Here is a 22,690-nt window from a genome sequence, read left to right as displayed (position 1 = left end):
TTGCTTTTATAAAGTATCAATAGAAGTGTTTTACAATATGTACGATATTCCTGCTAAATTAGATAATATAAATTAGCAGAACCGATTTAAGGTGGTTATAGCGTTGGGGCTCACCTCTTCCCATTCCGAACAGAGAAGTTAAGTCCAATAGCGCAGATGGTACTGCGTCATAGCGTGGGAGAGTATGTCGCCGCCTTTTTTTATAAAAATCCGTTTCATAAGAAACGGATTTTTTTTATGCTAAGATGCGGAGCAGTTCGCGAGCTCGGGTCGCCGCCTTTTTTTGTTTAATCCACTTCGTGAGTTTTACGATTTACTTCGTTCAGTCTTTTTTGCTTCGTGTCAGGATTTAGTTTTGAGCTGTTTAAGTTTTAGGTTGTTTTTGGAGCTTACTGTAGTTTTAAGCATTTAGTGAGTTAAGCTTTGTTGTTTATGGGTTGTCTAGTTTTTTTATAAAAGTAATTTAACACTCGTACTGCTAATAAACCTTTATTGGAGAGGTAAACCTCCGAAAAATAATTCTTGCGTGAGCGGTGGGAGCGGCATCCTTTTGTGAGGTGTAAGCCGTTGCAAAAGATATAGCGGACGACGCGGCCCGATGCATTGCCCTTAGTAAAATTTTGAATCAATACAACTAAAATAGCATTTCGTCACTATAGTGTCACTCCTCTTTAAAAAAGAAGGGAATGCTAGGGTTACGCCCAAATAAAAAAAGACCCCTTATGGAGTCTTTTTGCGTTTTTATCGGTGTTCGATATTGTATTTTACGATTTCTAAGCTGTCTGCTGTGAAATCGATGAAATAGTGATTGAGAATGTCTTTGGGATCGAATATTCCGTTTTTGTTGATGTCGTCTATAGTTCTGAAATAGAGTTTGTTTTTAGCTTTTATCACTTTCCAATCGATTACTTCTTGCAATTGGGGCGAAATCTTTGTAAACTCATGACCACTTTGCTCGGATAGATATAAAGATTTTATGTCTTTTACATCAATCGCTTTGTCCTTGTTTGTGTCGATATCGTAAAGCTCGTACAACAGATATTTTTTGTTGGATGCAATTTCGTCTAAATAGGTGATCGAATGTATGTGCATCTTGTGATTGGTGAGCACTTTTACAGAATCTGTAGCAATGTCCTGAAAGGCAATGTTGTGGATGGCTCCTGTAATCTGTGGATAATTGTACGAAGCAATGTGATAGTTTACAGCATTGGTGTATTCGTAATTGCCTTTCGAATTTTTTACACCGATTTTTCCAATAGGATGTATCAAATAGTCCAATCCTTTGATATGAATGGGCAAATCTGTGATTTTTAGCTCTATAGTGTCTATTTTTTGAAATTCTATTTGCTCTTCCGATTTTGGATAGATTACTTTTGGTGTTTCTTCTTGTTTGCAAGAAACAAAGATGGATATCATAGTCAAAATAAAAAGTGTCTTTTTCATGTTTGGATGTTTGAGTTTTTACAAATGTATCTATTATTTTGAAAAAACAGTGCTTTTTACGAACATTTACAATTTTTGTTCGAGCCACAATTGTTTTTCTTTTTCTTTTTACGAACCATCGGATATAGAAGAAATACTACGGCTACAACTACCAATAGGTAAGCGATGATGTCTTGCATAGGATTATTTTACTAATTGATAAACTAAAAGTGCCATAATATAGGCAAAAATCGTCATTCCAAACATTTGATACGCTGTCCATTTCCACGAGTTAAGTTCTTTTTTGGTAATGGCAATCGTAGAGGTACACTGCATAGCAAAGGCGTAAAACATTAAAAGTGAAAGCCCTGTTGCTAAACCGAATACTGGTGTGCCGTCTGGGCGTTTTTCGTTTTTCATGCGTTCGATGATTTGAGTTTCTTGTTCTTCGAAATCATCTCCGAGATTGTACAGTGTAGATAGCGTTCCTACAAAGGTTTCTCTGGCTGCAAACGAAGTAAGGATACCGATACTTGTTTTCCAATCGTAGCCCAATGGTGCAAAAATGGGCTGAATAGCTTGACCAATTTTTCCGATGTACGAATTTTCGCTTTCGTATTTTGCAATAGCAAATTCCAGTTCTTCTTTGTCCATTGTTTGTGCAGCTTCTGACTGGGTTACAATTTCCTCGGCGTTGTTGTAATTTTCGCCTCCATGACTTCCTAAAAACCACAAAATGATAGACAATGCCAAAATGATTTTTCCGGCATTGGTGATGTACGAAAGTACTTTTTCATACACGGTAAGCAATACATTTTTGAAAATTGGCACTTTGTAAGTCGGCATTTCGATGATGAAATACGACTCTTGTTTGTATTTTAAAAGTTTGCTCAAAAGTTTTCCTGCCAACATGGCTACTACAAATCCCACAGCATACATACCCACCATTACCAAGGCTTGAAGTGGGATAAATCCTGCGATGTAGGTTTGCGGAATGATCACGCTAATGATAATAATGTAAATCGGAATCCTTGCCGAACAAGTGGTAAACGGCGTAATCAACATAGTGATGAATCGCTCTTTGGGATTTTCGATATTTCTCGCCGCCATAATTGCTGGAATGGCACAGGCGGTTCCCGATACCAATGGAATTACCGACTTACCGTTGAGTCCGAAAGGACGCATGATTTTGTCCATCAAAAAGACCATTCTACTCATGTAGCCCGAGTCTTCCAAGATGGCAATCAACAAAAACAAAATAGAAATCTGCGGTACAAACATCAATACTCCGCTCAATCCCATCAGTACTCCGTTGGCAATCAAATCGGTGAGTTTCCCTTTTGGGAAAGTGTCCAATACCCAGTTGGACAAATCTTCAAAACTACCTTCGATGAAATCCATTGGAAATTTTGCCAATTCAAACACCGCTCCGAATATCACTCCCAAAATAATAATAAATTGCACATAACCAAATATTTTATGAGTAAATATGCGGTCGAGTTTCATACGTACATCGGTTTCTTTTGTCGTATCGAGTGTGTATGTTTTTTTCAACACTTCGTTGATAAATTGGTAGCGTTTTACTACTTCTTTGTGTTGTATTTTCTTTACATCTATCGAATGATTTTGACGAAAATGTTCGATTTTGTCTAAAGGTATTTCGGTTGAAAAGAAATTTTGTGTCAATGCCATCCATACTTTAAACGGTGGAATCGTTGGAAAATTCTTTTCAATAGCTGAAAAATATTCTGGGTTGATTGTTTTTATATCGAAAGGCGAAGTAGTAGGAGCATTTACCAAGGCTAAAATTTCGCTTTTTAGTTGGTCAATCCCCTCTTGCTGACGAGTAGAAGTCAGAACGATTTTGGTGTTTAATTTTTTTTCCAATGCAGGAATGTCGATAGAAATCCCTTTTTTCTGCATTTGGTCAGCCATATTGATACACAACAAAGTAGGGAAACCTAAATCGCGGATTTGCAAAAACAGCAAAAGATTTCTTTTTAGGTTTTCGGCTTCGGCAACTACGACTACAACATCTGGATAATCTTTGTTGGTTTGGTCGAAAAACACTTGCAAAGCCACTTCTTCGTCAGTCGAAGTTGGGTTGATAGAATAAACTCCAGGCAAATCGATAATCGTTGCTTGGGTTTGGTTATTGAGGGAAAAATTTCCCACTTTTCTTTCTACGGTAATTCCAGGATAATTTCCCACTCGCTGATTCATACCTGTCAGAGCATTGAATAGTGAGGTTTTTCCTACATTTGGATTACCGATAAGGGCTATTTTTAGGTTGGTCATTTTTTTTGTTGTTTTAATTGTTAATAAAAAAAATTAACAACTATTTTTTGATGTTATTTGATTATAAAATGCACTTTTGTACTGTCATTACTCAAAGAGTAAAGGACTTGGCTTAGCAAAAAAAATGTATCAATCGCATTGCCTAAAGTTGCGTTCCTCACTCACGAAGTGAGGTTTTTTATTTAAAAACTCTTCATACCATCTTTTGAATTTATTTTTTTTCTAAATGGTCTATTTTAAAAGCAGTTATTAAATTTAATTTTCGGTAATTTCTCTTATGATTACTACATAGTTTTTAGCATCAAACCAGAAATATCGTTGATTTTGTCCATTGGCATGAATGCGTTTGAAATATTTTATACGATTATCATTTCTGTAAAAAACAATCGGTTTTATCCAATGAATTTTATTAGCTCTTTCAGGGGCAAATTGTCGTTTTTTAGAGTACTTACTCTATCTTGTACAAATATGTTCAAAGCCTTAGGGGTTTCCTTTAATATAGGATGTTTGGACTTTTGTTGATAATAACCAACTATTTTATCATCAATAATAATGGGAGAATTAACAAAATCTTTCAAGAAAACACCATATAATTTAAACAAATGAGAATCATTAGGTTCTAAACCTAAATCTTCGAATAAATCTTATAGAAAATCCAATTCATGTTCTTCCATCTTACTTTATTTTGTTTTAACTTGAAAATCAAAAATATTGAATTTTTCTTCCCATAGTTTTGTTCCGTCGTCAATTACATACCCAGATTTTAATTCAATATAAGAAAAAATTTCTTTTTTCACTAAAGATGCATTTTTCTTTTAAATGTTCTCCTATAGCTTTGTAAGTAATAGCTCCTATAAACAAATCCGTAAGTTGTAAAAAAAAACATTTTCTTCAGAACGAATATGTTGAAAATGATTATATGGAGATTCGATTCCTATACGATTATAATAATTTTGTAAACTCTAATCTAAATTTATAATCATTTCTTTTCTTCGTGTATCTTTTATGTCTAAAAACACCTTGTGAATTTTATTTTTTAAATTCACCCAAGGATTTCTCAAAAGCAAAAAATCAAATTATAGTAAAATGAATTATGATTGCCTTTATTGTATTTCTCTTGATTGAGTTGAGATTTGTTTTTAACTAAAATTGCACAAAAAGAAAGTTTATTTTCAAAAAAATAATCTATCAACTCTTTGTACAACTCCAATATAGAATAAGAAGCAGTATTCCATTTTATTTCAATTGGATTCTGATGTTTGAGTTTTATTTTTTTATATCATTTTTATATTTAATATAATCATTTTCAGTCAATTTTGTAAAACCAATACACATTAAAGGCAAAAGGTCATTTTCTAAATGACAACTTTTGTCAATAAGCAACAATTTATTCATAAATGTACAAATATCAATATTTAACAAATTTTTACTTGAATCAACTTCGCCAAATCTTTTCTAATACTAAAAAAAGAATCGTTGATTTTGAGGTACAAAGGGTCTCTAAGCGGAGCAATCTGTAATAACTGAACAGTGTTTCCAGCAATACAGCCTATATCGATTAATTTTAAAGGTACTTGTTGTATATCGACTTCGATGATTTCTGCCGATTGTCCTATTGATAATTGATCAAGTGTCATTTGATTTGATTTTAAATAACAAAGATAAGTTTTTTAGATGTATTAATGTATATTGTAAAATGTATATCACTTTATTTTTTTAATAAATACTCTATTTATTTTTTTAGAATTCATATTAAAAAGAAAATTGAAAGTTTTTTACATAAAATATTTTTTTGGCACGGTAGTTGTATAATAGAAAATCGAAAGAGAAAAAGTAGTCGAAAAATTGCTATGAAAGTGAAAAAATAGTGTTTTTATTATGTTTTATAAGGGGGAAATGCCTATCTGGAAACAGATAGGTGTTTCTTTTTTTTTGTAGAAAAAAAGCAGCCATTTTTAGGCTGCTTATAGTATTAAAAATTCTCTCTTTCAGAATCTTCCATTTGTTCTTGTAGTTCTTGCATTTTTTGTTGCAAAGCTTCAGGGTCTTTTAACGCATCAAATCCGATGTAGCTAATCAATCCGATAGTAAAAATAGCGTAAATAGTACTCAAGATAATACCGATTATGGAAAGAATAAATCCTGTGTTTAGTGTACTGTAATTGTCGTATTTTTCTGGAGTAGCTTTATACAGTTTTTTGTCTTTGTTGTATAAAACAATTGCAACAATACCTGCGATGATTCCAGGGATTCCGTAGCAAAGACATAATACAATAGAAACAATTCCCAAGATTAAAACTGCTGTTGCGTTTGGCAATTTTTCTTGCATTTGATTATTGAAATTAGGGGTTGTTTGATAATTCATAACTATAAATATTTTAAAAAATGTTTGTAAAAATAGGCTGAAACTATAAATATTGCATTGAAAATTCCTAAAAATAGAATGATTTTGTGATATTTTCGTTGTTTGTCCACAAAATGTAATAGGGTGAAAAATAGTAGTAGAAGTACACCATAAATCGGTGGATACATATTGAATGCCTCGATAAATTTACCTTCCAAAATCAGTGCGATGGCTCTCTGTGTACCACATCCGAAACAATCGATGCCCAAAAACTTTTTGGTAGGGCAAGGAATCATGTACTCTTCCATTGTATTATCTCAAATTATATTCTTTGTAGGTAGCCAATACTTTTCCGTTTGCGTCTTTAAATTGCAATTGGTTGTTTATGATTTCAAAACTTGCTACCTCGCTCATAGCCCAATCGTATCCGAATTTATCCATAAATTCTTTGTCACAATATCTGCGGGTTGAAATAAATTGATCAAACGAAATTTCATTGCCATTTTGCTTATACGACGCACCAATAGAATTGCATCCATCAGTAGAACTCATGCTTTTTTCGCTAAAAGACATGATGATTACATTGTTTTCGCTGTTGGGTGTATAGTTTTTGTTTTGACTATCAATACGCACTAAACTCCATCTTGTGCCTTGGAGAGGTTTAGAGGTAAATCTACTTGCCAATGCTACTGTTACTTCTTCTGTAGGTTCTGTTTTTTGTTTGCATTTACAACTTGTAAATCCAAAAGCCACAAAGCAGCTAAGTAATACTATTTTTTTCATTATTTATTATTTTGATGAATAAACAAAGATAAGATTTTTATATGAAAAATTAAATTTTATTTTTTTTCAAATCTAAATGAATATTTTTTAGAGATAAATATTTTCACGTATACTTGAAAATATTTTTTTGTAGTAAAAAATTAAGTTATACTTGGTGATTTTGTGTTTTTAGGTTGTTTTATGAAATTGATTAAATTAACAAAATAGAATTTCTATTGATTTTGTCCGTTGAATGAACTGATTAAAAAATATTTATCTTTGTTCAAATGATTGATAAATTAGCTATTACAAAAAGAAAATAACAGAAAGTCGAATAAAATAGAGTTGTTTTACTAAATTGATTTTTAGAAAATATGAATATCGAAAAGACACTACATACTATTTTATCTTTTGCTTATGAAAACGAAATCATAGAGTTTAAAGAAGCGAAAAATACTTTTGATTTTTCAAAACTTGGAAAATTCTTTTTCGCTCTTAGCAATGAAGCAAACCTTCAACAGAAAAATGAAGCGTGACTAATTTTTGGTATTGATGATGCAAAAAAAATACAGTAGGCACCAACTTTCGGACAAATCCAAAAGATTTGCAGAATTTGAAAAACGAAATTGCCTATAAAACCACCAATAGTATTTCGTTTATAGATATATATGAGATTCAAAGAGAAGGAAAAAGGGTTTTACTTTTTCAAGTTCCTGCTGCTCCCAAAGGTATTCCTATAGCTTTTGATGGGCATTATTACTCTAGAAATGGCGAAAGTCTCGTACCTCGTAAATATTGAGAAAATAGAACGCATTCGCAACCAAGCTGTGCGAGAAGATTGGAGTGCCGAAATTGTGGAAGATGCTACCATTGAGGATTTAGATGAGGAAGCTATTGCAGTGGTTCGAAAAAATTTTGGACAGAAATTTCCTGATAAATTTGAAGAATTACAAACATAGGACGATATAAAATTTCTTAACAAAGCAAAAATTACTATCAAAGCAAAAATTACGCGTACAGCATTGATTTTGTTAGGAAAAGATGAGTCAGAACATGTTTTGAATCCTACTGAAATAAAAATTCGTTGGAAGTTACTCGATGCTTATAATAATGATTTGGACTATGAAATTTTTGAATACCGTTTTATTTTCGGTAGAAAAGGTATTTGCAAAAATCCGAAATTTGAAATACAGATACCTTCAGAATGGAACTATTTTCCTACCGAAGTGCTTCAATACGAACCCTTTTCTATTTGAGAAGCTATAAATAATTGTATCGCACATCAGGATTATACCAAAGCTGCTAGAATCAATATAATCGAAATTCTATACCAATTGATTTTTGCAATTATGGGGATTTTATTCCTGGTAATGTGGAAAAAGTAGTGTTCGAAGATGCCCATGAGGAATACTATCACAATAGATTTTTAGCAACAGTGATGTTTAATCTAAAAATGGTGGATACCGCTGGTGGTGGAATTAAAAAGATATTCAACTATCAAAGAGCAAGGTTTTTCCCAATGCCTGACTACGATTTGACTGACAATAAAGTAAAAATGATCCTGCACGGGAAAATTTTGGATATGGATTATTCCAAAAAAAATGCCGAAATGCCCAATTTGTCCTTAGATGAAATTATATTAATGTACAAAGTTTCAAAATCTAAATCCATTACCGACGAAGAGGCAAAACTTTAAAAGGTAAAAAATTAATAGGAGGACGAAAGCCCAATTATTACATTTCTGCCAAAGTAGCCAAACTAACAGGTGAAAAAGCGGAATACACCAAAAGCAAAGGATTTGACAAGCAATATTATTTGGATTTAATACTCAAATCCATAGTATAACATAGAGAAATGAGCCGTAATGATATTGATCGATTGCTTTGGGATATATTACCCCAAATTTTGTCTGATATTCAAATGAAAAATAGAATAGGTAATTATTTGACAGAATTGCGAAAAGCAGGGAAAATCAAAAATCAAACGAAAAGAGGTAATGAATCTAATTGGGTTTCTGCTGTAGATTAATTGTATTAAAGAAAAGAGTACTCTTAAATAAAAATAAAAGAGAAATTTAAGAGCGGTTCTTGAATATTTAATAGTGTAAATGGTTGATATATATGTAGATGTGAGGTTCGTGAATTTAATAAATAAAAAATATTTAAGAGCGGTTTAGCAGTAAAATGTTTATTGAAGATAAGTGTCTAAAAATAGTGATAATAAAAAACAGCTATAGTTTAAATTAGGTTTTAGGCGAAAGTTAACTTTTTTTATATCAATATGCCTGAGAATATTATTTACACAAAGTCAGAAATAATTCTTCTATTAAATTTAATAAGAAAAAAAATATGAAATGAATTATGATATAAAAAATCGCCAAAGTATTAAACTTTGGCGATTTTTAGTAAATATAAAGCAAAATGAAATTATTTATTTTGCTGTTCAATCCACAGACGAGCATTTACAAAGGCTTGAACCCATGGTGTTACTTCGTCTTGTCTGCTTGCAGGATAGTGAGCCCAGTTCCAAGGGAATACTGAACGCTCGATGTGTGGCATCGTTACCAAATGTCTTCCTGTTTTGTCGCACATCATCGCTGTGTTGTAGTCCGAACCATTTGGATTTGCTGGGTATTGGCTGTATGCGTATTTTGCTACAATGTTGTATTGGTCTTCGCTATACGGCAATTTGAATTTTCCTTCTCCATGCGAAATCCAAACTCCCAATGTAGTTCCTTCCAATCCAGACAACATAATCGAATTGTTTTTCTGTACTTTTACAGATACGAAATTCGATTCGTGTTTTTGTGAATTGTTGTGGTGCATTTTTCCGTGTACCTCATGCTCTGGATTGATCAATTCCAATTCCATAAACAATTGACATCCGTTGCAAATTCCCACCGACATAGTATCAGGACGAGCAAAGAAGTTATCAAGGGCTTTTTTCGCTTTTTCGTTGTACAAGAAAGCACCTGCCCAACCTTTTGCCGAACCTAAAACATCTGAATTTGAGAATCCACCCACAGCTCCGATAAATTGTACATCTTCCAAGTTTTCTCTACCTGAAATCAAGTCGGTCATATGAATGTCTTTTACATCAAATCCTGCCAAGTACATCGCATTTGCCATTTCTCTTTCCGAATTCGAACCTTTTTCACGGATGATTGCCGCTTTTGGTCTATTCGTCGGAACAACAGGTTTTTTACCGTCAAAATTTACTGGGAAAGTAAAGTTCAACGGTTGTTTTTTATAGTTCATCAAACGCTCACGAGCTGTACCATTTTTCGATTGTTTTTTATCTAAATAGTACGAAGTGATAAACCAAGTATCTCTCAATTCGTTGATGTTGAAATTGAAAGTTTCTTTTTCAAATGTAATATTCAAATCATGTCCTTCTGAAGGTACACCGATTTTTACGAAATCAACACCAGCTTCTTTCAAAGTAGCTTCAAACGATTTGTCGTCATTGGCTTGAAGAACAACTCCGATATTTTCGTTGAATAAAATTTTGATTAAATCTTTTTCTTTGAAACCATTCAAATCAATTTCCGCATCTAAATTGTATCCTGCGAAACACATTTCTGCAATAGTTGTAAACAAACCACCCGAACCTACATCGTGTCCTGCTGCAATTTGGTTATTTACAATCATTTGTTGAATGGTGTTGTATGCTTTTTTGAAGTACGCCGCATCTTTGATTGTTGGTACTTCGTTTCCGATTTTGTTTAAAGTTTGTGCAAAAGCCGAACCGCCCAATTTGAAATTGTCTTGAGATAAATTCAAATAGTAGATAGAACCTGCTGTTTTGCTCAATACAGGCTCAACAACTTTGGTAATATCTGTACAGTTTCCAACGGCTGAAATAATTACTGTACCTGGAGCAATCACATCACCATTTGGATATTTTTGCTTCATAGACAATGAATCTTTTCCTGTTGGAATATTGATTCCCAATTCGATAGCAAAGTCTGAACAACCTTTTACAGCTTGGTATAAACGAGCGTCTTCTCCTTTGTTGTTTGCCGCCCACATCCAGTTTGCCGAAAGCGAAACCCCTGCTAACCCGTTTTTGATAGGAGCAAAAAGCAAGTTGGTCAATGCCTCTCCAATCGCGTTTCTACTTCCTGCTACAGGATCTACCAATGCTGTGATAGGTGAGTGTCCTACCGAAGTAGCTACTCCTTCTTTTCCTTTGAAATCCAATGCCATAACTCCCACATTGTTCAATGGCAATTGTAAAGCACCTACACATTGTTGTTTTGCTACACGACCTCCTACACAACGATCCACTTTATTGGTCAACCAGTCTTTACAAGCTACAGATTCCAATTGTAATATATTGTTTACATATTGGTCAAGCAATTCTTTTTCGTAAGTTAAAGGAGCGTATTCGTAAACAATCGTTTCGTCGTTCATGATTGTTTTTGGCGAAGAACCAAACATATCCGCCAAATCAAAGTCCATAGGTTTGTCACCTTTTGTACTCGACTGGAAAGTAAATCTATGGTTGTTTGTTACTTCACCAACTGTGTACATTGGAGCTCTTTCGCGAGTAGCAATAGCTTGTAGTGTATCAATATTGTCTTTACCGATTACCAATCCCATACGCTCTTGCGATTCGTTTCCAATGATTTCTTTAGCAGAAAGGGTGGGGTCTCCCACTGGCAATTTGTCCAAATCAATCAAACCACCTGTTTCTTCTACCAATTCCGAAAGACAGTTGAGGTGTCCACCTGCACCGTGATCGTGGATAGAAACGATAGTATTTTCGTCAGATTCTACCATTCCACGGATAGCATTGGCAGCTCTTTTTTGCATTTCTGGGTTTGAGCGTTGGATAGCGTTCAACTCGATAGCGGCACCAAAAGCACCTGTATCTGCTGAAGAAACCGCAGCACCACCCATACCGATACGGTAGTTTTCACCACCCAAGATTACGATTTGATCACCCGCTTTTGGCGATTGTTTTTTAGCTTGTTCCAATTTACCATAACCGATACCACCGGCTTGCATGATTACTTTATCGTAACCCAATTTTCTTCCGTTTTCTTCGTGTTCGAATGTCAAAACAGAACCCGTAATCAACGGTTGTCCAAATTTATTTCCGAAATCAGAAGCACCATTTGACGCTTTGATTAAAATATCCATTGGTGTTTGGTACAACCATTTTCTCTCTTCCATTCCTTTTTCCCATTGGCGGTCGTCTTCCAAACGAGAATATGCTGTCATATAGATAGCAGTACCAGCTAAAGGAAGCGAACCTTGTCCACCTGCTAAACGGTCGCGGATTTCTCCACCCGAACCAGTAGCTGCTCCACTAAATGGCTCAACAGTAGTAGGGAAATTGTGTGTTTCAGCTTTTAATGACAATACAGAATCAAACTCTTTTTCTGTGTAAAAATCAGCTTTGTCGGCAGATTTTGGAGCAAATTGAGTAACTTTTGGACCTTTGATAAAAGCCACATTGTCTTTATAAGCCGAAACAATTTCGTTTGGATTGGTTTCAGAAGTTTTCTTAATCATTTTGAAAAGAGAAGAATCTTGTTCTACTCCGTCGATGATAAAGATACCGTTGAAAATTTTATGACGGCAGTGTTCAGAGTTTACTTGCGAAAATCCGAATACCTCAGAATCCGTCAATTTTCTACCTATTTTTTGAGAAAGTTTTTCTAAATACACCACTTCTTCGTCGCTCAAAGCTAAACCTTCTTGTTGGTTGTAAGCAGAGATGTCCTCAATTTCCAATATTTTTTGAGGTTCGATATTGATGTTGTAAATATTTTGGTTGAGTTCGTCAAATTTTTGGAAAATCATGTGGTCAAACTGAGCATTTTCTTCCGAAAGAGGCTCAAATTCTTCGATGCGAATTAGACCGTTGATTCCCATGTTTTGTGTGATTTCCACCGCGTTTGTTGACCATGGCGTAACCATAGCCGCACGAGGACCCACAAAAGATTTTTTAATGTCTTGTTGTTCTATAAGCGAAGCATTACCAAAAAGCCAGTTAAGTTTTTCAGTATCTTCAGAAGTAAGTGCTACTAAAGATTGTACAGCGTACACCTTTTGAGCAGGATTCTCAAAAAAATAGATCATAATGTCTTGTATTTTGAATGTAATCAAATGTTTAATATGCAAAAATAACGAAAATCTAAGGAAAAAAGAAATATTTTGAGTTAAAAAAAACAGATAAACTTGAAGTTCAAATTTACCTGTTTATCTGTTAATTATCCTAAAGGATTATGCTTGTAAAAGTCTTCTATTTCGTCGAATATTTTTAGCAAAACTTCTGGATTGTCTTCTGTAACCAATCGCATTCTGTGTGGTTTAAATCCAGAAATTCCTTTGAAATAATTGGCATAATGTCTTCGCATTTCTACGATTCCTACGCGTTCGCCTTTCCATTCCATAGACCACTGTAAGTGATTTTTTGCAGCTTCCAATCGCTGACTCATTGTAGGTGGAGCTAAAAATTCGCCAGTTGCCAAATAATGTTTGATTTCATTGAAAATCCATGGGTAACCAATCGCTGCACGGCCTATCATCATTCCGTCTAAACCAAATCTTTCTTTGTATTCTTTGGCTTTTTCTGGGCTGTCGATATCGCCATTTCCAAAAATAGGTATTTGTATTCTCGGATTATTTTTAATGCGTTCGATATGTGTCCAGTCGCTGTGCCCTTTGTACATCTGAGCTCTTGTACGCGCATGAATGGTCAAGGCTTGTACACCTACATCTTGCAGTCTTTCGGCTACTTCGTCTATGTTGATACTGCTTTCGTCCCAGCCCAAACGCGTTTTTACTGTTACAGGCAGGTTGGTACTTTTTACGACGGCTTTGGTCAATCGTACCATCAAATCAATGTCTTTCAATACGCCAGCTCCTGCACCTTTACATACCACTTTTTTTACAGGACAACCAAAGTTGATGTCCACCAAATCGGGTTGAACGGTTTCTACAATTTTTGCAGACATTGCCATAGCTTCTTCATCTCCGCCAAAAATTTGGATACCCACAGGACGCTCATAATCAAAAATATCGAGTTTCATTTTACTTTTGATAGCATCACGAATCAATCCTTCGGAGGAAATAAATTCCGAATACATCATATCTGCACCGTGCATTTTGCACAGCCTACGAAAAGGAGGGTCGCTGACATCTTCCATTGGTGCCAACAAAAGCGGATGTTCTGGAAGATTTATGTTGCCTATTTTTATCATATTTTTAGTTTTTGGGGGTTAGTGGTTAGTGATTAGGTTAGATAAATCTAATTTCTCACTACTCGCATCTCAATACTAAAAGAAAAAAGCTGTCTAATGCAGACAGCTTTTTGTTTTGTTTTATCTAAGAAGGATTATGCTTCTACTTCGAAAGGAACAACAGATACGAATGATTTGTTGTCTCTTTTCTTAGTAAATTTCACGATACCATCTACTTGCGCGTGTAAAGTGTGATCTTTCCCCATATAAACATTTTCACCTGGGTTGTGTTTAGATCCTCTTTGTCTTACGATAATATTACCTGCAACTGCAGCTTGTCCACCGAAGATTTTTACACCTAAGCGTTTCGATTCTGATTCTCTACCGTTCTTAGAACTACCTACACCTTTCTTGTGAGCCATGATGTTGTGGTTTTAAATTGTTAATACTTTTTTCGTTTTAGACGATTACAAGTTGATTCCCTCGATTACGATTTGAGTCAATGCTTGTCTGTGTCCGTTTTTCTTTTTGTAACCTTTTCTTCTTTTCTTTTTGAAAACGATTACTTTGTCACCTTTTAGGTGTTTTAAAACTTTTGCCTCTACTGAAGCTCCTGTTATAGCTGGGGCGCCAATAGCGATGCTTCCGTTGTTGTCAGCGAAAAGTACTTTGTCGAAAGTTACTTTTTCACCTTCTTCTACTGCCAAACGGTGTACATACACTTTTTGATCTTTGCTAACTTTAAACTGTTGCCCTGCTATCTCTACGATTGCGTACATAACAATAAATTTAACTAAATGATTTAAGACTGCAAATGTACAATTTTTATTTTAGTTATACAAATGTATTTTGATTATATTTTTTTAAATGAAAATTACATTCTCTCAGGAACATTGATTCCCAACAATCTGAATGCGTTTTCAATCGTTTGTGCTACTTTGTTTGACAATTGTACTCGGAATATTTTTTTGTTTTCGTCGATTTCTCCCAAAATCGATACCGATTGATAGAATGAATTGTATTCTTTTACCAAATCGTAAGTGTAATTGGCTATGATGGCTGGACTGTATGTTTTTGCAGCCAATTGTATTGCATCTGGAAACCCCGTCAATACCTTGATTAATTCTTTTTCTTTTGGATGTAATTCGTTTGCAATTACTACTTGCGAATAATCAAACGATGCTTTTCTTAAAATCGACTGAATACGAGCGTAAGTGTATTGAATGAAAGGACCGGTGTTTCCGTTGAAATCTACCGATTCTTTTGGGTCAAACAAGATACGTTTCTTCGGATCTACTTTCAAAATGTAGTACTTCAACGCTCCCAATCCTATGGTTTGGTACAATTTGTCTTTGTCGTCTTCGCACAGTCCGTCTAGTTTGCCCAATTCTTCCGAAATTTCTTTCGCCGTTGTCCACATATCGGCAATCAAATCGTCGGCATCTACAACCGTTCCTTCGCGAGATTTCATTTTTCCTGATGGCAAATCTACCATTCCATAAGATAAATGGTACAAATTTTCCGCCCAAGAATACCCCAATTTTTTCAAAATCAAAAACAATACTTTGAAGTGGTAATCTTGCTCATTTCCAACAGTGTAAACCATTCCGCTTACATCCGAAAAATCTTTTACGCGTTGTGTGGCTGTACCCAAATCTTGAGTGATGTAAACCGAAGTTCCATCGGCTCTCAAAACCAATTTTTCGTCCAAACCTTCGTCTGTCAAATCAATCCAAACCGAACCGTCTGGTTTTTTGAAAAATACGCCTTTTTGCAATCCTTCTTCCACCAAATCTTTCCCCAATAAATAAGTTTCGCTTTCGTAATAATTTTTGTCGAAATCTACTCCAATGTTTTTATAGGTAACATCAAATCCGTCATAAACCCACTGATTCATTGTTTTCCAAAGGTTTACCACTTCTTCGTCGTTGGCTTCCCATTTTCTCAACATTTCTTGAGCTTCCAACAAAATCGGAGCTTCTTTTTTCGCTTGCTCTTCCTCCATTCCGTTGGCTTTCAACTGGTCGATTTGTTCTTTGTATGCCTTGTCAAATGCAACATAAAAATTTCCCACCAATTTGTCGCCTTTCAAGTTTTCTGAAGTAGGAGTTTGTCCGTTTCCAAATTTTTGCCAAGCCAACATCGATTTACAAATATGAATACCTCTGTCGTTGATAATCTGTGTTTTATAAACTTTTTTTCCAGCTGCTTTCAAGATTTCTGCCACAGAATATCCCAACAATACATTGCGGATATGTCCCAAATGCAAAGGTTTGTTGGTATTTGGAGAAGCATATTCAACCATTACCGCTTCATTTGATGGTTGTTGTACATAACCATATTTTTCAACCGAATATATATCTTTGAAAACTTCGGCATAATAAGAATCTTTAATGCAAATGTTCAAAAATCCTTGTACCACATTAAAATCTGTAACCAAAGGACATTTTTTCTTTAAATAGTCACCAATTTGAGTAGCAATAGCCGCAGGATTTCCCTTGATTTGTTTCACCAATGGAAAAACGACCAAAGTAGCATCCCCTTCAAAATCTTTTTTCGTAGATTGAAATTCAAAATTTTCAATATCTAATTGAAATATAGATGAAACCGCTTCTTTTACAAACGGAATTAATGTATGATTGATTGACATTTCTTATAAAATTTTTGCAAAGATAAGCATTAAAGATTAATTATGAATTTTTAAGAGAAATGTATGCGAAAAATCATCCATTGAAATTTTCATTTAAAATAAATTTTTTAACCAAAGGGAATGGTTTAATTTTGTGGACTAAACAGTTTGATTATGAATTTTGCAAAAAACATATTAGAAACCATCGGAAACACGCCTCTGGTACAGTTAAACAACATAGTAAAAGACTTGCCATGTAAAGTATTGGCAAAAGTAGAATATTTCAACCCAGGGCATTCGTGCAAGGATCGAATGGCTTTGAAAATGGTAGAAGATGCCGAAAAAGACGGTCGGTTGAAACCAGGAGGAACCATCATCGAGGGAACTTCCGGCAATACAGGAATGGGATTGGCATTGGCAGCGATTGTCAAAGGATACAAACTGATTTGTGTATTGACCGACAAGCAGTCTAAAGAAAAAATGGATATTTTACGAGCGGTTGGAGCAGAAGTAGTTGTGTGTCCTACGGATGTAGAGCCGACAGACCCGCGTTCGTATTATTCGGTATCAAAGCGATTGGCAGAAGAAACGCCCAATGGTTGGTATGTAAATCAGTACGACAATCCGTCGAATGCACAAGCAAATTACGAACAAACAGGTCCCGAAATTTGGCAACAAACCGAAGGAAAAATTACCCATTTTATCGTGGGAGTAGGTACAGGAGGAACGATTTCTGGCGTTGGAAAATACCTGAAAGAACAAAATCAGAATGTAAAAATATGGGGAGTAGATACTTACGGTTCAGTTTTTAAAAAATACCACGAAACAGGAATTTTCGACGAAGATGAGGTGTATTCGTATGTAACCGAGGGAATTGGAGAAGATATTTTGCCAAAAAATGTAGATTTTTCGGTAATAGACCATTTTACCAAAGTTACCGACAAAGATGCTGCGGTATATTGTAGAAAATTAGCGTTGGAAGAAGGGATTTTTGTAGGTATGTCTTCGGGGTCAGCAATAAAAGGATTGTTGCAAATGAAAGACGAATTAAAACCAGATGATGTGGTAGTGGTATTGTTTCACGATTCGGGTTCGCGATACATAGGAAAAATTTTCAATGACGATTGGATGAGAGCCAAAGGTTATTTACAAGACGAAATAAAAACCACTCTCGACTTGGTAAAAAACAAAAAACAAGAGTTGGTAGTAGTAAAAACCGAAGAATTGGTTTCGCATGTCATCGACAAAATGAAGGTGTATCACATTTCGCAATTGCCAGTGATTGATAAAACAGGAATTGTAGGAGCAGTAGGAAAACAACAATTGTTGGAAGCTATGCTCGAAAATCAAAACATTGCCGATTTGCCAGTTCGTCAAGTGATGCAACAAGCCTTTCCAGAAGTACAAGCCGATGCTAAGATTGCCGAGGTTTCTCAATTGTTGAAAAATTCATCAGCCGTAGTGGTACAATTAGACAACGGAAAACAGCACTTGATTACCAAAAGTGATGTGGTGAATGTGTTGTAAGGTATAGAATAGTTGAAAATTTAATTGTTTAGGTTACTTGTCATTTTGACGGAAGGAGAAATCTTTTTATATTATTACCCCGACGGAATTTTTTTTGTATTAAATTAAATGCTTGATTTACATTTATTTATGAAAGTGTAAATGCCTTTGTATTGTAGCCGTGTTAATAGTATTGTAAAAAGAATACTTCCTTATAATCGGCATTAATCTCCTAAAGTTTAGTTTTAATCATATTTTTATTGATATATAAAGATTTTTTAAAATATAAAGATGAAAAATATTATGTGGATGATTTTTGGAGAAATAATCAATCTTTAGAGCATAAAGTTGTTTTTTTCATTTTCTTGAATATTTAAGAAAAGATCCAGAATATAATACAAAGGAAATTGTATTTGAGTATGATATATATTATCAAGTTTCTTCAAATAACAAAGATAAAACACACGATGGGTTTTCTTTTGATGATAGTGGGGGAGTAAAAAAAGGAATGACATTGAATTACTTTTTAGAGGAGAAATAGAGGTGAAAGATTCTGTAATACCGATAGAAGTAAATTTTAGTGATGCTGTTTTTGAAAAAAAAGTTAAAATAATTTATACTTTATATAGTCAAAATGATAAAATCGATGGTTTGGGATATCAAAAAAGAGAAATGGAAGTATGAAATACTACCAAAATAGAAAAAAAACGTCCACATTGGACGTTTTTTTTGTTACATTTTATCCTGTAATTCAATTAACTCTTGAGTGCGAATGATTAATAGTCTAAAAAATCCATTTGAAGGAAGTTTTTCAACTTCTTTTTTACTTTTGTTAGAAATAATCCCCTTAAAGTTCAAATAATAATTTTTGTTGTGTAAAGTGAGACTTTCATGTACGTTCATTTCGCTCAACACATAAATTCCGTTTTTATTTGAATATTTTGTGTGAGCATTTGCTGAATTTAGTTTTTCTTTTTCAATTTTAAAAGCATACGTAATATCTTGATTGATTACCTCTGATAATAATTGAGTTTCATTGTCAAAAATAAATACCAAATCTTTCGATAGTTTTTTGCTATTATATACATAATAATGATTGTTTTCTTCAAAAACATTTGAATCGTTGATGAGGTCAATCAATTTTTTGAAAATATCACTTGCTTGTAAATAATTGTATTTGTTTGGACTAAGAAATGGAAAAGACGAAACAGTCAATAGAGATTTTAAATCATCTTTATTTTCTGTAAAATTCATTTTATAATCGTAAAAATGATAGCCTATAGATTTATAACGAGCATAGGCAGAAAAACTTTCAATTATTTCATTTTTACTATTAGTCAATTCTTGAGAAATTTCATAAATATTTTTCTTGGCGTGTTTGTCGTAAAGTTTTTTAGATTTTTTCAATTTGTCGATGAGTGTACGGCGAGTTTTCACCATGTCGATAACGATTTCTTCAAGAACTTCGCCTTGTTCCTGTTGTGCAAATGTCGGAATGCTACAAAACAACAATAATGAAAGAATGAGTTTTTTCATGATGTAGAATGTTTTGGTTTTATGACATTAGTAGAAAAAGTTGGATAAATGTTACATATTTCAGTAAAAAATCAGTAAATTGGTAGATAAATTTTTATCAAAATGAAAAAAACACCCACTAACTATTGGTCATTTACCCCAAGGCAAGTTCTCTCAATCGGAATTGTTGCTTTGGTGTTGATTGTGCTAAAAGTAGTGGTTTATCTCGTTGAAAAACAACCTGCAAAAGTTGAATATATTGTCAATCAAGAGGAAATGAATCGCATACAAAAGGAAATGGATAGTTTGTATGCCCAATCACAACAATTGAAAATTTATCCCTTCAATCCCAATTATTTAACCAAAGAAAAATCCTTTCAATTGGAAATGAGTTTGGAGGAATTTGAACGATTGCAACTATTGCGAAATCAAGGGAAATTTGTCAATTCCAACCAAGAATTTCAACAAATTACCCAAGTTTCGGACGAATGGATGAAAAAATATGTTCAATATTTCAAATTTCCTGATTGGGTAAATAAAAAATCTCAAGCGGAGCAACCGTCAAAAGTTGAAAAAATATCCATTGTTGTAAAAGACCTCAATCGGGCAACCAAAGAAGATTTTTTAGCTATAAAAGGAGTAGGGGAGGCTACGGCAATGAAACTTTTGAATGAACGAGAAAAATTAGGCGGATTTGTGTCTGTGAAACAATTGGATTTTATTTATGGAATTTCGTCCGAAGCCTTGAAAAATCTCAAACAATCCTTTAAGTTGAAAAGCAAACCTGCAATTGAAAAAATCAACCTACAAACGGCATCTATAGAGGAATTGGCAAGGGTTCCGTATTTGACCAAAACCATGGCAAGGCAAATCGTCATTGAGCGAAGCAAACAAGACGAACCGCTTACAAAACAACAATTTCAAAAAATAAAAGGATTGCCTTTGGAAAAAATAGAAATAATTTTACTATATTTGACATTCTGATTATTATAAATACAAAAAAAGCATACAACATGAATTTTGAACAAAACGAGATGCAAAAAATGATTGCATCATCCATAAGAGAATTTGCTGAGAAAGAAATTAGACCCAATATCATGAAATGGGACGAAGAGCAAACATTTCCAGTAGAATTGTTTAGAAAATTGGGTGAAATGGGATATATGGGTGTTTTGGTACCAGAAGAATTAGGAGGTTCTGGATTGGGATACCACGAATATATCACCGTAGTAGAAGAAATTTCAAAAGTAGATTCGTCAATCGGATTGTCGGTTGCAGCTCATAACTCATTGTGTACAAACCATATTTTGACATTCGGAAACGAAGAGCAAAAGAAAAAATGGATTCCAAAATTGGCAACAGGAGAGTGGATCGGAGCTTGGGGATTGACTGAGCACAATACGGGGTCTGACGCAGGTGGAATGAACACTACAGCGGTAAAAGACGGAGATTTTTGGGTGTTGAACGGAGCGAAAAACTTCATCACACACGCCATTTCTGGAAATGTAGCGGTAGTAATTGCTCGTACAGGTGAAAAAGGAGATTCTCGTGGTATGACAGCTTTTGTGATTGAGAAAGGAACAGAAGGATTTTTCTCAGGAAAAAAAGAAAACAAATTGGGAATGAGAGCATCGGAAACAGCCGAGTTGATATTCCAAGATTGTAGAGTGCCAGATGCCAACCGTTTAGGAGAAGTAGGCGAAGGATTTATCCAAGCGATGAAGATTTTGGACGGAGGTCGTATCTCTATCGGAGCTTTGTCTTTGGGAATCGCAAAAGGAGCGTACGAAGCCGCTTTGAAATACTCAAAAGAAAGAGTACAGTTTGGGAAACCAATTTCTGAATTCCAAGCGATTGGATTCAAATTGGCGGATATGGCAACAGAAATCGAAGCTTCGGAATTGTTGTTGCACAAAGCAGCGTATTTGAAAAACAACCATTTGCCAGTAACCAAATTGGGAGCTATGGCAAAAATGTACGCATCAGAAGTGTGTGTAAAAGTTTCGACAGAAGCGATTCAAATTCACGGAGGGTATGGATATACTAAGGATTTCCCAGTAGAGAAATTCTTTAGAGATTCAAAATTGTGTACGATTGGAGAAGGAACAACCGAAATCCAAAAATTGGTAATCTCAAGAAATATTTTGAAGGAAGCGTAATTAACGCTTGATATCTTAAGGAATACAACTCCTCAGAAGTTCAAAACTTCTGAGGAGTTTTTTTGTTTTTTTTAAAACACATAGATACATAGAGCACATAGATTTTACTAACCCCATTTATCAATGATTTCCTGTAGAATAATTTCATATTCAACAAGGTAAACTCTAAAGTCGGAGTGTCTCTGAATCTCCGTTGTGAATAACGATACGGTCAGTTTTCAATTTCTCAGAAGTTTATACAAGTCTCGTGATGAACTTCTGAGAAGTTTTATTTCTTCAATTAGGTTTTGAAACGTATAGATATTTCTATGTTTCTTATGTGTCCTATTGTGGTAAAAATCAAAAAAAACTGAGCGTTTCTGTTTTCTATAAATTAAATCTATGATTATCAGTTGTCAAAAAATATTCTATGTGCCTATGTGGTTGAAACTAACCTGTATTGAGATTCCTACGGCAAAACAAACTTGAAGTAAATAAAAATTTTAAAAATCTTTGGCAGTTCAAAAAAAAGAGTTACCTTTGCACTCGTTAAATGAAAGGAGGTGTATAAATTATGTTGATCATTCCAGTAAAAGACGGAGAAAACATCGATAGAGCGTTAAAGCGTTATAAAAGAAAATTCGATAGAACAGGTACATTGCGTCAGTTGAGAGAGCGTAAAAACTTTACAAAACCATCTGTAACTAAAAGAGCGCAATTGCAAAAAGCACAATATATCCAAAGATTGAAAGATTCTTTCGAAATCTAATACGATGTTGCTTACAAAATACAAAGCTGACAAGGTATCCCCTTGTTGGCTTTTTTTATACGCTTTGTTGTAGTATTAAGTACAAAGTATTAAGTATGATTGTAATCTTATT

The 22,690-nt window shown here is 34.3% G+C and carries 23 protein-coding genes and 1 rRNA gene; 11 read left to right on the top strand and 13 right to left on the bottom strand.

Features of this window, described 5'->3' with window-relative positions; translation table 11 throughout:
• The first annotated feature begins 87 nt into the window (after positions 1-87).
• Positions 88-199 (top strand): 5S ribosomal RNA (rrf, locus tag AB4865_RS12550).
• A 542-nt stretch (positions 200-741) separates the two neighbouring features.
• Here rrf and AB4865_RS12545 read toward each other — a convergent pair.
• From AB4865_RS12545 to AB4865_RS12515, 7 genes are all read right to left on the bottom strand, one after another.
• Positions 742-1,443, bottom strand: a complete 702-nt coding sequence (locus AB4865_RS12545) for a hypothetical protein (RefSeq protein ID WP_372473664.1) — start codon at positions 1,441-1,443, stop codon at positions 742-744.
• A gap of 56 nt (positions 1,444-1,499) precedes the next feature.
• Complete coding sequence (locus tag AB4865_RS12540; protein WP_372473663.1) at positions 1,500-1,622, bottom strand: FeoB-associated Cys-rich membrane protein; 123 nt, start codon at positions 1,620-1,622, stop codon at positions 1,500-1,502.
• 4 nt (positions 1,623-1,626) lie between these two features.
• A complete protein-coding gene (gene feoB / locus AB4865_RS12535) occupies positions 1,627-3,720 on the bottom strand; it encodes a ferrous iron transport protein B (protein WP_372473662.1) in 2,094 nt (697 codons plus the stop codon).
• A 1,415-nt stretch (positions 3,721-5,135) separates the two neighbouring features.
• On the bottom strand, positions 5,136-5,357 hold the full coding sequence (locus AB4865_RS12530; RefSeq protein WP_372473661.1) for a ferrous iron transport protein A: 222 nt from the start codon (positions 5,355-5,357) through the stop codon (positions 5,136-5,138).
• A 335-nt stretch (positions 5,358-5,692) separates the two neighbouring features.
• On the bottom strand, positions 5,693-6,085 hold the full coding sequence (locus AB4865_RS12525; protein ID WP_372473660.1) for a CCC motif membrane protein: 393 nt from the start codon (positions 6,083-6,085) through the stop codon (positions 5,693-5,695).
• A 2-nt stretch (positions 6,086-6,087) separates the two neighbouring features.
• Positions 6,088-6,372 carry a DUF2752 domain-containing protein gene (locus AB4865_RS12520; RefSeq protein WP_372473659.1) on the bottom strand — a complete coding sequence of 95 codons (285 nt, stop codon included), beginning with the start codon at positions 6,370-6,372 and terminating at the stop codon, positions 6,088-6,090.
• Positions 6,373-6,376: 4 nt separating this feature from the next.
• Complete coding sequence (locus AB4865_RS12515) at positions 6,377-6,847, bottom strand: META domain-containing protein (RefSeq protein WP_372473658.1); 471 nt, start codon at positions 6,845-6,847, stop codon at positions 6,377-6,379.
• 353 nt (positions 6,848-7,200) lie between these two features.
• Between AB4865_RS12515 and AB4865_RS12510 the strand changes: the two genes are divergently transcribed.
• From AB4865_RS12510 to AB4865_RS12485, 6 genes are all read left to right on the top strand, one after another.
• On the top strand, positions 7,201-7,362 hold the full coding sequence (locus AB4865_RS12510; protein WP_372473657.1) for a hypothetical protein: 162 nt from the start codon (positions 7,201-7,203) through the stop codon (positions 7,360-7,362).
• 77 nt (positions 7,363-7,439) lie between these two features.
• A complete protein-coding gene (locus AB4865_RS12505) occupies positions 7,440-7,625 on the top strand; it encodes a hypothetical protein (protein ID WP_372473656.1) in 186 nt (61 codons plus the stop codon).
• Positions 7,594-7,785 (top strand): hypothetical protein, encoded by a 192-nt coding sequence (locus tag AB4865_RS12500; protein ID WP_372473655.1) that lies wholly within the window; start codon positions 7,594-7,596, stop codon positions 7,783-7,785. Before AB4865_RS12505 ends, AB4865_RS12500 begins: the two co-directional genes overlap by 32 nt.
• Positions 7,786-7,848: 63 nt before the next feature.
• A complete protein-coding gene (locus AB4865_RS12495) occupies positions 7,849-8,082 on the top strand; it encodes a hypothetical protein (protein WP_372473654.1) in 234 nt (77 codons plus the stop codon).
• A 71-nt stretch (positions 8,083-8,153) separates the two neighbouring features.
• Positions 8,154-8,522: an ATP-binding protein gene (locus tag AB4865_RS12490; protein WP_372474919.1), complete on the top strand. Its 369-nt coding sequence runs from the start codon at positions 8,154-8,156 to the stop codon at positions 8,520-8,522.
• A 158-nt stretch (positions 8,523-8,680) separates the two neighbouring features.
• A complete protein-coding gene (locus AB4865_RS12485; protein ID WP_372473652.1) occupies positions 8,681-8,854 on the top strand; it encodes a hypothetical protein in 174 nt (57 codons plus the stop codon).
• 398 nt (positions 8,855-9,252) lie between these two features.
• Here AB4865_RS12485 and purL read toward each other — a convergent pair whose 3' ends face one another.
• The 5 genes from purL to argS form a co-directional block, all read right to left on the bottom strand.
• Positions 9,253-12,918, bottom strand: a complete 3,666-nt coding sequence (gene purL / locus AB4865_RS12480; RefSeq protein WP_372473651.1) for a phosphoribosylformylglycinamidine synthase — start codon at positions 12,916-12,918, stop codon at positions 9,253-9,255.
• Between the two features lie 131 nt (positions 12,919-13,049).
• The gene (gene dusB, locus AB4865_RS12475) at positions 13,050-14,042 is read right to left on the bottom strand and encodes a tRNA dihydrouridine synthase DusB (RefSeq protein ID WP_372473650.1); all 993 of its coding nucleotides are present in this window, start codon (positions 14,040-14,042) and stop codon (positions 13,050-13,052) included.
• Between the two features lie 134 nt (positions 14,043-14,176).
• Positions 14,177-14,443, bottom strand: coding sequence for a 50S ribosomal protein L27 (gene rpmA, locus AB4865_RS12470; protein ID WP_372473649.1), 267 nt, complete (start codon positions 14,441-14,443; stop codon positions 14,177-14,179).
• Positions 14,444-14,488: 45 nt separating this feature from the next.
• Positions 14,489-14,800, bottom strand: coding sequence for a 50S ribosomal protein L21 (rplU, locus tag AB4865_RS12465; RefSeq protein WP_372473648.1), 312 nt, complete (start codon positions 14,798-14,800; stop codon positions 14,489-14,491).
• A 95-nt stretch (positions 14,801-14,895) separates the two neighbouring features.
• Positions 14,896-16,671 carry an arginine--tRNA ligase gene (gene argS / locus AB4865_RS12460; RefSeq protein WP_372473647.1) on the bottom strand — a complete coding sequence of 592 codons (1,776 nt, stop codon included), beginning with the start codon at positions 16,669-16,671 and terminating at the stop codon, positions 14,896-14,898.
• Positions 16,672-16,824: 153 nt separating this feature from the next.
• Here argS and AB4865_RS12455 point away from each other — a divergent pair, with 153 nt between their 5' ends.
• A complete protein-coding gene (locus AB4865_RS12455) occupies positions 16,825-18,177 on the top strand; it encodes a pyridoxal-phosphate dependent enzyme (RefSeq protein ID WP_372473646.1) in 1,353 nt (450 codons plus the stop codon).
• 711 nt (positions 18,178-18,888) lie between these two features.
• On the opposite strand, the gene AB4865_RS12450 is transcribed toward AB4865_RS12455, so the two are convergent.
• A complete protein-coding gene (locus AB4865_RS12450; protein WP_372473645.1) occupies positions 18,889-19,692 on the bottom strand; it encodes a hypothetical protein in 804 nt (267 codons plus the stop codon).
• 102 nt (positions 19,693-19,794) lie between these two features.
• Here AB4865_RS12450 and AB4865_RS12445 point away from each other — a divergent pair, with 102 nt between their 5' ends.
• The 3 genes from AB4865_RS12445 (at position 19,795) to rpsU (ending at position 22,578) form a co-directional block, all read left to right on the top strand.
• Positions 19,795-20,655 carry a ComEA family DNA-binding protein gene (locus tag AB4865_RS12445; protein WP_372473644.1) on the top strand — a complete coding sequence of 287 codons (861 nt, stop codon included), beginning with the start codon at positions 19,795-19,797 and terminating at the stop codon, positions 20,653-20,655.
• Between the two features lie 29 nt (positions 20,656-20,684).
• Positions 20,685-21,830, top strand: a complete 1,146-nt coding sequence (locus AB4865_RS12440) for an acyl-CoA dehydrogenase family protein (RefSeq protein WP_372473643.1) — start codon at positions 20,685-20,687, stop codon at positions 21,828-21,830.
• A gap of 553 nt (positions 21,831-22,383) precedes the next feature.
• Positions 22,384-22,578, top strand: coding sequence for a 30S ribosomal protein S21 (gene rpsU / locus AB4865_RS12435; RefSeq protein ID WP_372473642.1), 195 nt, complete (start codon positions 22,384-22,386; stop codon positions 22,576-22,578).
• The last annotated feature ends 112 nt before the right edge of the window (positions 22,579-22,690 follow it).

It is taken from the genome of Capnocytophaga sp. ARDL2 (assembly GCF_041530365.1).
GTDB lineage: Bacteria > Bacteroidota > Bacteroidia > Flavobacteriales > Flavobacteriaceae > Flavobacterium.
This window is presented reverse-complemented; position numbering and strand designations above follow the sequence as displayed.

What these genes read in the sequence shown, in the direction of transcription:
- AB4865_RS12500 (WP_372473655.1), top strand. Translation starts at nt 7,594, where the DNA reads ATGGCGAAAGTCTCGTACCTCGTAAATATTGAGAAAATAGAACGCATT.
- rpsU (WP_372473642.1), top strand. Translation starts at nt 22,384, where the DNA reads ATGTTGATCATTCCAGTAAAAGACGGAGAAAACATCGATAGAGCGTTA.
- rpmA (WP_372473649.1), bottom strand. Translation starts at nt 14,443, where the DNA reads ATGGCTCACAAGAAAGGTGTAGGTAGTTCTAAGAACGGTAGAGAATCA.
- feoB (WP_372473662.1), bottom strand. Translation starts at nt 3,720, where the DNA reads ATGACCAACCTAAAAATAGCCCTTATCGGTAATCCAAATGTAGGAAAA.
- AB4865_RS12510 (WP_372473657.1), top strand. Translation starts at nt 7,201, where the DNA reads ATGAATATCGAAAAGACACTACATACTATTTTATCTTTTGCTTATGAA.
- AB4865_RS12445 (WP_372473644.1), top strand. Translation starts at nt 19,795, where the DNA reads ATGAAAAAAACACCCACTAACTATTGGTCATTTACCCCAAGGCAAGTT.
- AB4865_RS12455 (WP_372473646.1), top strand. Translation starts at nt 16,825, where the DNA reads ATGAATTTTGCAAAAAACATATTAGAAACCATCGGAAACACGCCTCTG.
- AB4865_RS12450 (WP_372473645.1), bottom strand. Translation starts at nt 19,692, where the DNA reads ATGAAAAAACTCATTCTTTCATTATTGTTGTTTTGTAGCATTCCGACA.
- AB4865_RS12525 (WP_372473660.1), bottom strand. Translation starts at nt 6,085, where the DNA reads ATGAATTATCAAACAACCCCTAATTTCAATAATCAAATGCAAGAAAAA.
- AB4865_RS12530 (WP_372473661.1), bottom strand. Translation starts at nt 5,357, where the DNA reads ATGACACTTGATCAATTATCAATAGGACAATCGGCAGAAATCATCGAA.
- AB4865_RS12440 (WP_372473643.1), top strand. Translation starts at nt 20,685, where the DNA reads ATGAATTTTGAACAAAACGAGATGCAAAAAATGATTGCATCATCCATA.
- AB4865_RS12515 (WP_372473658.1), bottom strand. Translation starts at nt 6,847, where the DNA reads ATGAAAAAAATAGTATTACTTAGCTGCTTTGTGGCTTTTGGATTTACA.
- AB4865_RS12485 (WP_372473652.1), top strand. Translation starts at nt 8,681, where the DNA reads ATGAGCCGTAATGATATTGATCGATTGCTTTGGGATATATTACCCCAA.
- AB4865_RS12540 (WP_372473663.1), bottom strand. Translation starts at nt 1,622, where the DNA reads ATGCAAGACATCATCGCTTACCTATTGGTAGTTGTAGCCGTAGTATTT.
- argS (WP_372473647.1), bottom strand. Translation starts at nt 16,671, where the DNA reads ATGTCAATCAATCATACATTAATTCCGTTTGTAAAAGAAGCGGTTTCA.
- dusB (WP_372473650.1), bottom strand. Translation starts at nt 14,042, where the DNA reads ATGATAAAAATAGGCAACATAAATCTTCCAGAACATCCGCTTTTGTTG.
- AB4865_RS12520 (WP_372473659.1), bottom strand. Translation starts at nt 6,372, where the DNA reads ATGGAAGAGTACATGATTCCTTGCCCTACCAAAAAGTTTTTGGGCATC.
- rplU (WP_372473648.1), bottom strand. Translation starts at nt 14,800, where the DNA reads ATGTACGCAATCGTAGAGATAGCAGGGCAACAGTTTAAAGTTAGCAAA.
- purL (WP_372473651.1), bottom strand. Translation starts at nt 12,918, where the DNA reads ATGATCTATTTTTTTGAGAATCCTGCTCAAAAGGTGTACGCTGTACAA.
- AB4865_RS12545 (WP_372473664.1), bottom strand. Translation starts at nt 1,443, where the DNA reads ATGAAAAAGACACTTTTTATTTTGACTATGATATCCATCTTTGTTTCT.